At 39.0% G+C, this 11837-nt stretch carries 9 protein-coding genes; all 9 read left to right on the top strand.

Going from position 1 to position 11837, the window contains the following annotated elements; translation table 11 throughout:
* The first annotated feature begins 119 nt into the window (after positions 1-119).
* The 9 genes from BLT30_RS08120 to ilvC all read left to right on the top strand — a co-directional run bounded on the left by BLT30_RS08120 (position 120) and on the right by ilvC (position 11588).
* Positions 120-1967 carry a glycoside hydrolase family 13 protein gene (locus BLT30_RS08120; protein WP_089873086.1) on the top strand — a complete coding sequence of 616 codons (1848 nt, stop codon included), beginning with the start codon at positions 120-122 and terminating at the stop codon, positions 1965-1967.
* A 72-nt stretch (positions 1968-2039) separates the two neighbouring features.
* Positions 2040-2513 (top strand): DUF1572 domain-containing protein, encoded by a 474-nt coding sequence (locus BLT30_RS08115; protein ID WP_089873085.1) that lies wholly within the window; start codon positions 2040-2042, stop codon positions 2511-2513.
* 6 nt (positions 2514-2519) lie between these two features.
* The gene (locus BLT30_RS08110) at positions 2520-3038 is read left to right on the top strand and encodes a nuclear transport factor 2 family protein (protein WP_089873084.1); all 519 of its coding nucleotides are present in this window, start codon (positions 2520-2522) and stop codon (positions 3036-3038) included.
* Positions 3039-3061: 23 nt separating this feature from the next.
* On the top strand, positions 3062-4441 hold the full coding sequence (locus BLT30_RS08105; protein WP_074233321.1) for an MFS transporter: 1380 nt from the start codon (positions 3062-3064) through the stop codon (positions 4439-4441).
* Positions 4442-4939: 498 nt separating this feature from the next.
* Positions 4940-5842, top strand: a complete 903-nt coding sequence (locus tag BLT30_RS08100; RefSeq protein ID WP_089873083.1) for a branched-chain amino acid transaminase — start codon at positions 4940-4942, stop codon at positions 5840-5842.
* Positions 5835-7520, top strand: a complete 1686-nt coding sequence (ilvD, locus tag BLT30_RS08095; RefSeq protein ID WP_089873082.1) for a dihydroxy-acid dehydratase — start codon at positions 5835-5837, stop codon at positions 7518-7520. Before BLT30_RS08100 ends, ilvD begins: the two co-directional genes overlap by 8 nt.
* A gap of 140 nt (positions 7521-7660) precedes the next feature.
* Complete coding sequence (gene ilvB / locus BLT30_RS08090; RefSeq protein ID WP_089873081.1) at positions 7661-9403, top strand: biosynthetic-type acetolactate synthase large subunit; 1743 nt, start codon at positions 7661-7663, stop codon at positions 9401-9403.
* 7 nt (positions 9404-9410) lie between these two features.
* Complete coding sequence (ilvN, locus tag BLT30_RS08085) at positions 9411-10001, top strand: acetolactate synthase small subunit (protein ID WP_089873080.1); 591 nt, start codon at positions 9411-9413, stop codon at positions 9999-10001.
* Between the two features lie 105 nt (positions 10002-10106).
* A complete protein-coding gene (ilvC, locus tag BLT30_RS08080; RefSeq protein ID WP_089873079.1) occupies positions 10107-11588 on the top strand; it encodes a ketol-acid reductoisomerase in 1482 nt (493 codons plus the stop codon).
* Positions 11589-11837 lie beyond the last annotated feature (249 nt).

Raw genomic sequence — 11837 nt, 5'->3', positions numbered from 1 at the left:
TTATAGATTGCGACTACTATGTATCTATGTGGTAAAAAAAGAACTTGTAAAAGTTTGTTCAAAACCATCAATAATAAAATAAAAACCTTAATTTTAAATAGACCTTAAAAATTAACCTTATGAAAAAAATATTAACGATTTCTGCCATAGTATTTTCTTCTATTTTCTATTCTCAGGTTCAGAAAGTAGAGCCGGCATTCTGGTGGAGCGGAATGAAAAATCCTGAACTACAATTGTTGGTTTACGGAAAAGATATCCAAAATCTTCAGCCAGAATTCTCAAACGGGATCAAGATTAAAGAAATCAAAAAAGTCGAAAATCCAAATTACCTTTTCGTAACAATCGATACAAACGGCGTTCAGCCACAGAAAGCAAAACTGAATTTCAAAAACGGAAACAAAACCGTTAAAACCATTGATTACGAATTCAAACAAAGACAGCAAAACTCAGCAAACAGAGATTCTTACACTTCTTCGGATGTAATGTATCTGATAATGCCGGATAGATTTGCCAACGGAAACCCAAAGAATGACAATACACCTGATACAGCCGAAAAATCGGACAGAACGAAAAACGGCGGACGCCATGGTGGAGACATTGCGGGGATTGTAAAAAATCTGGATTACCTGAGCGAATTAGGTGTTACAACACTTTGGAACACACCTTTGCTGGAGGATAACGAACCAAGTTATTCTTACCACGGTTATGCCCAAAGCGATTATTACAAGATAGACCCGCGTTACGGAACCAATGATGATTACAAAAATTTGGCTGACGAACTTCACAAAAGAAAAATGAAACTCGTGATGGATTATGTGACCAATCACTGGGGTTCAAAAAGTTGGATTATCAAAGATTTACCTGCGAAAGATTGGATTCATATTTGGCCGAATGGAGAAAACGGTTTCCAAAGAAGTAATTACAGAATGACAACGCAATTCGATACCAACGCTGCAAAAGTGGATGAAGCCGCTTGTATGGACGGCTGGTTCGATACCACAATGCCGGATATGAACCAAAGTAATCCGATGGTTGTGACTTATATGGCCCAGAATGCGATTTGGTGGATAGAATATGCTGGTTTGGACGGTTTCCGTGTGGATACGTATTCTTACAACGACAAAAAAGGAATTGCAGATTGGACAAAGCGTATTACTGACGAGTATCCGAAATTCAATATTGTTGGAGAGGTCTGGATGCACGACCAAGCACAGATGTCTTATTGGCAAAAGGATTCCAAGATTGCAGCGATAGAAGGTTACAATTCTTATCTGCCATCTGTGATGGATTTTACGCTTCACGATGCTCTGGGGCAGGTTTTCCGCGAAGATTCTGGTTGGGATTCCGGGATGCAGAGAGTTTATGACAATTTTGCTAATGATTTTCTTTACCCAAATATCAATAATATTTTGGTTTTTGCTGAGAATCACGATACGAATAGATTTAATCAGATTTTCCCGAAAGTTGAAGATTACAAACTGGCAATGAGCTTGATTTTGACCGTTCGTGGAATTCCACAGTTGTATTACGGTTCCGAAATCGGAATGGCTGGAGATAAAAACAACGGTGGCGATGGCGAGATCCGTAAAGATTTTCCAGGAGGCTGGCCTGGCGACGCAAATAACGCATTCACGAAATCAGGAAGAACAGCATCTCAAAACGAATATTTCGATTATACCAAAAAACTTCTGAACTGGAGAAAAACAAACGAAGCGGTTCACACCGGAAAAACTTTGCATTACATCCCGAACAACAATGTTTACGTTTACTTCCGATATACGGATAGCAAAAGAGTAATGGTTGTCATCAATAACAATAAAGAAACTCAAAATCTGGATTTGAAACGTTTTTCTGAAGGGTTAAAGAATTTTAGAACAGGAAAAGATATTATCTCTGACAAAGATTTTGATTTGAAAACGAATTTATCTGTCGCTGGAAAATCTTCATTAATTTTAGAATTGAAATAATAACTTCCCAAACCAAGAAAATGTAATTGAGTTTCCGAACAAATTTTTACATTAGTTTAATATATTTCAGATATGAAAAATCAATTACAACTGGCAAATCGTTTCAGGGAAGTCATCCTGAATGGAACTTGGATTGCGAACACGAATTTCAAAGACCAGCTGGAAAATTTGGATTATAAAATGGCTACGGCTAAGTTTCAGAATCTCAATACGATTTCTGTTCTTGCACAGCATATTCATTATTATATCAAAGGAATCAAAAACGTTTTGCTTGGTGGTGGTTTGGAAATAAGAGATAAATTCAGTTTTGATTTTCCACCTCTAGAATCTCAAGAGCAATGGGACAATTTTCTTGATGGTTTTTGGAAAGATTCTGAGGAATTTGCAAAATTGATAGAAAATTTACCTGATGAAAAACTCGATGCAGATTTTGTTGATGAAAAATACGGAACATACATCAGAAATCTTGACGGTATGATAGAACATAGCTACTATCACCTTGGTCAGATTGTGTTAATTAAAAAAATTATAGAAACTCAAAAATAAAATCAAATGAAGAAAATAATTTCACTCTTTCTACTGTCATCGTTCTTAATATTTTCCAATTCAGTTCTGGCTCAGAAAAAAGGCTTTTATGAGAATGTTCAGAAAAAGAATATCAACAAACTGTTAGATGATTTCAATACGTTTGCAGCTGATGCAGATTTTGATAAATATTTTGATTGCTTTGCAGAAGAATCTACTTTCATCGGAACAGACGCGACCGAAGTCTGGAACAAAAAGGAATTCAAAGATTGGGCAAAACCATTTTTCGATAAGAAATCAACCTGGAATTTCAAATCTCTAAAACGAAATATCTATTTCAGCAAAGACGGAAATTACGCTTGGTTTGATGAAATCCTTGACACCCAAATGAAAATCTGTAGAGGTTCCGGCGTTGTCGAAAAAATCGGTGGTAAATGGAAAGTGAAACAATACGTTCTTTCGGTAACGGTTCCCAATGAGGTTGTAAATGAAGTGACAAAAATCAAAGCACCAATTGAAGATACTTTGATTCAGAAATTAAAATAATATATAAATACCTTAAAAAATAAATGACAAAAAAAATAAAACCAAATCTCTCAATGGCTCAGATTATCAATATGAGTATGGGATTTTTGGGAATCCAAATGGCATTTGGTTTACAAAACGGGAATGCGAGTCGTATTCTTGCAAATTTGGGCGCTGACGTCCACGAACTTTCCTGGTTCTGGCTTGTAGCACCTGTTACAGGATTAATTGTTCAGCCGATTATCGGACATATGGGAGATAACACTTGGAGCCCGCTTGGAAGAAGAAAACCATATTTTCTGATTGGTGCGGTTCTCTGTGCAATTGGATTGGTATTACTTCCCAACGCTGCTTCTGTGACTAATCTTATCGCTGCTAATGTATTATTGCTTGCAGTGATTTTTCTAGCGATGATGGATGCTTCTATCAACGTAGCAATGGAACCTTTCCGTGCATTGGTTGGAGATATGCTTCCGAAACATCAGGGAACAATCGGGTTTTCTGTTCAGACAATTTTGATTGGAATCGGAGCTGTAATCGGTTCTTATCTTCCGGATTGGTTGACCAAATTAGGAATCTCGAATGTTGCTCCAGAGGGATTTGTAGCGGATAACGTAATTTTCTCTTTTTATGTTGGTGCAGGATTTTTGATTCTGACTATTCTTTACACGATTTTCACAACTAAGGAATATTCTCCGGAAGAATTTGCAGCTTTCGAAGATGGGAAAGAAGTTGCAGAACCTTCCAAATTTTCAGATATATTCAAGGATTTTGCGAACATTCCAACTCAGATGAAAAGATTGGGCATTGTTCAGTTCTTCTCTTGGTTTGCACTATTTACAATGTGGGTTTTCACAACAAGTGCTTTGGCAACGCATCATTTTGGATTATCGCCGGACGATACACATTCGGAAGCGTTTAACAATGCTGGAGATTTGACTGGGAAATTATTCGGAATGTATAATCTTTGGGCAATTCCATTTGCTTTTCTATTGACACCAATTGCTAAATTCCTTGGTAAAAAGCAAACCCACGCTTTGGCTTTGTTCTCAGGAGGTTTGGGATTGATATCGATGTATTTTATAAAAGATACGTCGTTGCTTTGGATTTCTATGATAGGATTAGGATTTGCCTGGGCAAGTATTTTAGCGATGCCTTATGCAATGTTGATAGAAGTAATTCCTCAAAGAAAAATGGGTGTCTATATGGGAATCTTTAATTTCTTCATTGTAATTCCTCAAATCATTAATGGGATTTTCGGCGGACCAATCGTTTCAAACATTTTTGGAAAAATGGCGATTGATTATGTAGTTGTTGGCGGAGTTTGTATGTTGATCGGTGCTGTTGTAACGATGGTTTTCATTAGATCAGAAGACGAAACTCCAAAAGAAATTGAAGAAGAGATCCAGCAGGTTCATTTCTAATAATAAATTGAGTTGTCACACTGCGCTTGTCGAAGTGTGTCTGAAATATTAGATCCACCAATCGGTGGATTTTTCGGTTTTAATGATTAAAATCTGACCGAAAATTAAAATTCAAAAGCAAAATAGCAGATTCAAAGTAAAATTTTAGGCATCGTAATTTTTTCAGCTTTCACAACTTGAAAATCAATACCTTATCCCTGATTTCTGTTTTAATGAATATCGTAAAAATATGTATATTTTATGTGTTTTTAATATTATTGAAAAGAAATTTTTATGAAAAAAACAATGTTTATTGGAATTAGTTCATACATTTGTACCGTTGAAAATAAACAGATGAATAACACAATCATTATTCTTGTCATTCTTGTCATTATCGGATTCCGATGGTGAGTGATGGCTTGTGATAATTATTGAATTGAAATAATACAGACCATTCTCACCACGAGGATGGTTTTTTATTTTCCTAAATCTAACAAACAAATATAAAATCAATACAAAATGTATTTCAATGACGACAGTGTTCTCTTTTTTGATGGGGAATATGTAAAAGCAAAAGAAGCCAAGACCGACTTGTATGGTCAATCGTTACACTACGGATATGCTGTTTTCGAAGGGATTAAATCTTACAAAACCGCGAACGGAACCAAGATTTTCAAAGCAGAGGAACATTACAACAGACTGAGAAGGTCTGCCCAAACAATGATGATGCCTTTCGATTATTCTACTGAAGAAATGGTGGAAGCAACATACAAATTATTGGAAATTAATAATTTATCAAACGCATACATTCGCCCGTTGGTCATTTGTTCTCCAAATATGGCCTTGTCAAAAGGACAAAAAAGTTATCTCGTCATCGAGGTTTGGAATTGGGATAATGGTTATATGGCCAACCAAATGAGAATTATGACATCATCATTTGAACGTCCGAATCCAAAAGCTTTCAAGGTAGAAGCAAAAGTAAGCGGTCATTATGTGAATTCAATTTTAGCTTGTCAGGAAGCGAAAGACAAAGGTTTTGATGAAGCTTTGGTTCTGGATGCTGACGGAAATGTAGCCGAAAGTTCCGGTGCCAATATCTTCTTCGAAAAAGACGGCAAACTTTTCACGCCTGCAAAAGGCAGTATTCTTCCAGGAATTACAAGAGCGACAGTTTTCGAAATCTGCGACCAGCTTGGAATTCCTTACGAGGAAAAATTCTTCAAACCGGAAGAAATGAAAGGCGCAGACGCAGGTTTTTTCTGTGGGACAGCCGCCGAAATCGTAGCGTTAGGTTCTCTTGATGACGTTCCTTTCAAACTGAATTGGGAAGAGAGTTTAGCATCGAAAGTTCAGCAAGCTTATCGTCATTTGGTGTTAGAAGAAGATTATTCATACTTGAAATCAAACTTACAATATGTGTAACGTAGAACTGAACAAATATTCCAAAACCCTGACAAAAGATCCAACGCAGCCTGCCACTCAGGCAATGTTTTACGGGATTGGTTTTGAAGAAGAAGATTTTGACAAAGCACAGATTGGAATCGCAAGTATGGGCTACGACGGCAATACTTGTAATATGCACCTTAATGGTCTGGCTGAGATTGTAAAAAAAGGAGTCAAAGAACAAAACTTAGTTGGATTGATGTTCCACACTATCGGGATCAGTGACGGAATGACCAACGGAACCGATGGAATGCGATATTCTCTCGTAAGCCGCGACATCATTGCAGATTCTATTGAAGCCGTTTGCGCGGGTCAATATTACGACGGATTGATTACCGTTCCAGGTTGCGACAAAAATATGCCGGGTTCTTTGATGGCGATGGCTAGGTTGGATAGACCTTCAATTATGGTCTATGGCGGAAGTATCGCGCCGGGACATTACAAAGGTCAGGATTTGAACATCGTTTCTGCTTTCGAAGCTTTGGGAAATAAAATAGCAGGGAAAATTTCTGACGAAGATTTCAAAGGCGTGATAAAAAATTCCTGTCCAAGCGCCGGTGCGTGTGGCGGAATGTACACTGCTAATACAATGGCTTCAGCAATCGAAGCGCTCGGAATGAGTTTGCCTTATTCATCATCTTATCCAGCTTTAAGCAAAGAGAAAAAAGAAGAATGTCGGTTCGCTGGACATTATGTTAAAATCCTTTTGGAGAAAGATATCAAACCATCCGACATAATGACACCTAAAGCGTTCGAAAATGCTTTAAGGTTGATTATGATTTTGGGTGGAAGCACCAATGCCGTTCTGCATTTTATCGCCATTGCAAAATCTATCGGATACGATTTGACTTTAGATGATTTCCGAAAAATCAGTGATGAAACGCCATTTTTAGCTGACCTTAAGCCAAGTGGAAAATACTTGATGGAAGACCTTCACAATGTTGGTGGCATTCCGGCGGTGATGAAATATCTTTTGGATTTAGGACTGCTTCACGGCGATTGCTTGACGGTAACAGGAAAAACGATTGCCGAAAATCTCGAACACGTAACATCAATTATTGAAAGAGACCAAAATATTATTCACGATATCAAAGACCCAATCAAAGCGACAGGACATATCAGAATTCTGTACGGAAATCTTGCCGAGAAAGGTTCAGTTGCAAAAATTACGGGTAAAGAAGGCGCATATTTCAAAGGAACAGCCATCGTTTTTGACGGCGAAAAAGAATTCATCAAAGGCATCGAAGACAAAAAAATCAAAGAAGGAAACGTAGTCGTTATCAAAAACGAAGGACCAAAAGGTGCACCCGGAATGCCGGAAATGCTGAAACCAACTTCCGCTTTGATGGGTTCGGGTTTAGGAAAAAATGTAGCATTGATTACAGACGGCAGATTTTCCGGAGGAACGCACGGTTTTGTAGTTGGTCATATTACACCTGAAGCATTTTCCGGAGGATTGATTGGCTTAATAAAAGATGGCGATGTGATAGAACTGGATGCAGAGAAAAATACCATCAATGCTCTTTTGTCAGACGAAGAAATTGCCAACAGAAAAGCCGAGTTCCAACAACCGGAATACAAAGTGAAACGTGGCGTGCTGTACAAATACGCCAAGTCTGTAGCCGATGCATCACAAGGTTGCGTCACAGATTTATAAATTTTCAAAAAAGAAATATTTTTTAACTAGAATCCGCAGGATTCAACATTAATAGCCGTAGGTGAAACCTATGGAATAGATATAAACCCAAACAAATCAGAACCCGAAGGGTTCAACTTTCTAAGGAAAAAATATTAAAAATGAATAATACCATTTCACAAATAAAAAAAGCAGAAACCGAACAGCCCAAACCGGTAGAAATTTCCGGTTCAAAAGCTGTTTTAGAAGCGTTGTTGCAGGAAAATGTACATACTGTTTTCGGTTATCCTGGTGGCGCCATTATGCCAATCTATGATGCTCTGTACGACTATTCCGACAAACTGAAACATATTTTGGTTCGCCACGAGCAAGGCGCAATTCACGCGGCTCAGGGATTTGCGAGAACTTCGGGAAAAACGGGTGTTGTGTTTGCAACAAGTGGTCCAGGTGCTACGAATTTGGTAACAGGTTTGGCAGATGCAATGATAGATAGCAATCCCATTGTCTGTATCACGGGTCAGGTTTTCGCCTCACTTTTGGGAACCGATGCTTTTCAGGAAACGGACGTCATCAACATCACAACGCCAGTCACAAAATGGAATTATCAGGTGACTGATGCTACGGAAATTCCGGAAGCGATTGCCAAAGCATTTCACATCGCAAGCACAGGTCGCCCAGGACCGGTTTTGATTGATATTACCAAAAATGCTCAAATGCAATTATTTGAATATTTGGGTTACAAAAAATGCAACCACATCAGAAGCTACCGCCCGGAGCCGGAAATCAGAAATGAGTATATCGAACAGGCCGCAGAATTGATTAATCAGGCAAAAAAACCATTTGTTCTGTTTGGACAAGGGGTGATTTTGGGAAAAGCAGAGAGGGAATTCAAAGCGTTTATTGAAAAGGCAAATCTTCCCGCAGCAGCGACTGTAATGGGATTGAGTGCTTTGGAAACCAACCATCCTTTACACGTCGGAATGTTGGGAATGCACGGCAATTACGCACCAAACGTAATGACCAACGAATGTGATGTTCTGATTGCAGTCGGAATGCGTTTCGATGACAGGGTGACTGGACGTTTGGACAAATATGCAAAACAAGCAAAAATTATTCATCTTGATATTGACCCAGCCGAAATCGATAAGAATGTGAAAACCACAGTTCCGGTTTGGGGAAATTGCAAAAAGATTTTACCAATGTTAACTGCGCTTCTTAACGAAAATGACCATTCAGCTTGGTTAAATGAATTTCGAGAATTGGAAAAAGAAGAAATCAAAGAAGTCATTCAGGAAGAACTCAATCCCACATCTGAAGTTTTGACTATGGGAGAGGTTATCAAAGTTCTGAATGATTTGACTAATGGAGACGCAATCATCGCAACAGACGTTGGTCAACACCAAATGGTCACTTGCCGATATGCGAAATTCAATAATTCAAAATCCAGCGTAACATCTGGTGGATTGGGAACAATGGGATTTGGTTTGCCGGCGGCGATTGGGGCTTGGTATGGGGCACCTGAAAAAACAGTTGTCGCAATTATCGGAGACGGCGGATTTCAAATGACGTTGCAGGAATTGGGAACCATTATGCAATTCGGAGCTAGAGTCAAAATCATGATTCTCAATAATGAATTTCTGGGAATGGTAAGGCAGTGGCAGCAATTATTCAATGATAGACGTTATTCTTTCGTGAATATTACAAGTCCGGATTTCGTTGCAGTGGCGAAAGCTTATTACATCGATGGACAAAGAATTTCTGAGAGAGAAAATCTGAAATCTGCTTTGGAAACAATGTTGAACCATGACGGCGCCTATCTTCTGGAAGTAATGGTTGGAAAAGAAAACAACGTTTTTCCAATGGTAGCACAAGGAACTTCGGTTTCAGAAATCAGACTTAAATAAAAAGGAAATGGAAAAACAAGAATTTACCATCACACTATACACCGAGAATTCTGTAGGATTAATCGGAAGAATATCAGGAATTTTCTCACGAAGAAAAATCAATATTGAAAGTTTGAACACGTTACCTTCTGAGGTGGATGGTATCCACAGATTCACGATTGTCATTAATGAAAATGATGAGGTCGTAAGAAAACTTTGCCGACAACTCGAGAAGCAGATTGACATTATGAAAGCCTATTTCAACACAGATGACGAAATTGTCTGGCAAGAACAGGCGCTTTACAAAGTTCCAGCAAGTGTTGTGACAGAAAAGGTTTACGTCGAAAGATTGCTTCGTCAATATGGCGCTTCTACGGTTGTAATTCGACAAGATTATATCGTTTTTGAAACGGCAGGTCATCGTGAAGAAATCGACCGCTTAACCGAAGAATTAAATAAATACGGTCTCATAGAATTTGTACGAGGCGCAAGAATCGCCATCATCAAAAACAGCAGAGGAATCCACGACAAAGTCCTCGAATTTGAAAAAAGAGAACCTTCCGCCGAAATCGTAGAAAACGAATTCCTGGACAAACGAGATGACGTTTTCACAATGTAATTTCAAAGAGAAATTTAAAATTCAAAAAAAATATTAATCCGAAAAAGTAGTTGCGGTAATACTCATTACTTAATACATCATACTTTTTACTTTTTACTTAAAAATATGGCAAATTATTTCAATACCTTATCACTCAGAGACCAGTTGCATCAGTTAGGACAGGCGGAATTTATGGACAGTTCAGAGTTTTCTGATGGCGTTTCTGCATTGAAAGGAAAGAAAATCGTAGTGGTTGGTTGCGGCGCTCAGGGGCTGAATCAAGGTCTGAATCTCAGAGACAGCGGACTGGACGTTTCTTACGCATTGCGTCAGGAAGCTATCGACCAAAAGAGAGATTCGTGGAAAAACGCAACCGAAAATAATTTCAAAGTCGGAACTTACGAAGAACTGATTCCCTCTGCGGATTTGGTCATCAATTTAACGCCTGACAAGCAACACACTTCGGTAATCAATGCGGTTCAGCCTTTGATGAAACAGGGTGCGACTTTGTCCTATTCACACGGGTTCAATATCGTGGAAGAAGGGATGCAGATTCGTAAAGATTTAACGGTGATTATGGTCGCTCCAAAATGTCCGGGTTCCGAAGTTCGTGCCGAATATCTGCGAGGTTTCGGTGTTCCGACGCTGATTGCCGTTCATCCTGAAAATGACCCTCAGGGAAAAGGCTGGGCAGAAGCAAAAGCATATTGTGTAGGAACAGGCGGTCACAAAGCCGGTGTTTTGAAATCCTCTTTCGTGGCAGAAGTGAAGTCCGATTTGATGGGAGAACAGACGATTTTGTGCGGACTTTTGCAGACAGGTTCTATTCTTTCGTTTGACAAAATGGTCGAAAAAGGAATTGATGCAGGTTACGCTTCCAAATTGGTTCAATACGGTGTTGAGGTCATTACAGAAGCCTTGAAACACGGTGGTGTAAGCGGAATGCTGGACAGACTTTCTAACCCTGCGAAACTAAAAGCCTTTGAGTTGTCAGAAAAACTGAAAGATATTATGCGTCCGCTTTTCCAAAAGCACCAGGACGATATCATCTCCGGCGAATTTTCCAAAACAATGATGGAAGACTGGGCAAACGGCGATGCCAACCTTTTGAAATGGCGTGCAGAAACAGGAGAAACAGCTTTTGAAAAAACACCGGCAGGCGATGTGAAAATCGAGGAGCAGGAATATTTTGACAATTATCTTTTGATGTCGGCCTTCATCAGAGCGGGTGTTGAATTAGCGTTTGAAACGATGGTTGAAGCCGGAATCAAGCCGGAATCCGCTTATTACGAATCGCTTCACGAAACCCCTTTGATTGCCAATACCATCGCAAGGAAAAAATTGTTCGAGATGAATCGTGTGATTTCCGATACTGCAGAATACGGCTGTTACCTGTTCGACCAGGCTTGCAAACCTTTGTTGGCAGATTTTATGAAGTCGGTGGATACGGATTTGGTTGGAAAAGACTTCAACGTGGGCAAAAAAACTTCGGTTGACAACGCACAATTGGTTTATGTGAACGATATTTTGAGAAATCATCCGGTAGAAATTGTCGGTAGAAAACTGCGTCAGGCGATGACGGCGATGAAGTCTATCAAAACTGTTTAAAATTAGGAGCTAATCCCGCTTTCCGCTATATCTTTTGCTCTTCGTTCCTCATCACAAAAGGATGCCGCTGCAATCGGGGCTATGGGATTTGTCATAAAAATTAAAATTTAACATCATATTTGTCATTCTGTAGGAATCTCAGCAATGAATTTAACGTAAATTGTTTAGATTCCTACAGAATGACAAACTAACTGTTATTTGGTTTGTGTTCTTTGTTGAGCGAAGCACCTTTGCGGGCCTTAAAATATT

The sequence above is a fragment of the Epilithonimonas hungarica genome, from assembly GCF_900102265.1.
GTDB classification, from domain to species: Bacteria; Bacteroidota; Bacteroidia; order Flavobacteriales; family Weeksellaceae; genus Epilithonimonas; species Epilithonimonas hungarica.
Note: the sequence above shows the minus strand (reverse complement) of the source record. Positions and strands in the feature narration are given on the sequence as shown.

Excerpts from the sequence above, each read along its gene's own strand:
- BLT30_RS08120 (WP_089873086.1), top strand. The coding sequence starts at position 120 with ATGAAAAAAATATTAACGATTTCTGCCATAGTATTTTCTTCTATTTTC.
- BLT30_RS08115 (WP_089873085.1), top strand. The coding sequence starts at position 2,040 with ATGAAAAATCAATTACAACTGGCAAATCGTTTCAGGGAAGTCATCCTG.
- BLT30_RS08110 (WP_089873084.1), top strand. The coding sequence starts at position 2,520 with ATGAAGAAAATAATTTCACTCTTTCTACTGTCATCGTTCTTAATATTT.
- BLT30_RS08105 (WP_074233321.1), top strand. The coding sequence starts at position 3,062 with ATGACAAAAAAAATAAAACCAAATCTCTCAATGGCTCAGATTATCAAT.
- BLT30_RS08100 (WP_089873083.1), top strand. The coding sequence starts at position 4,940 with ATGTATTTCAATGACGACAGTGTTCTCTTTTTTGATGGGGAATATGTA.
- ilvD (WP_089873082.1), top strand. The coding sequence starts at position 5,835 with ATGTGTAACGTAGAACTGAACAAATATTCCAAAACCCTGACAAAAGAT.
- ilvB (WP_089873081.1), top strand. The coding sequence starts at position 7,661 with ATGAATAATACCATTTCACAAATAAAAAAAGCAGAAACCGAACAGCCC.
- ilvN (WP_089873080.1), top strand. The coding sequence starts at position 9,411 with ATGGAAAAACAAGAATTTACCATCACACTATACACCGAGAATTCTGTA.
- ilvC (WP_089873079.1), top strand. The coding sequence starts at position 10,107 with ATGGCAAATTATTTCAATACCTTATCACTCAGAGACCAGTTGCATCAG.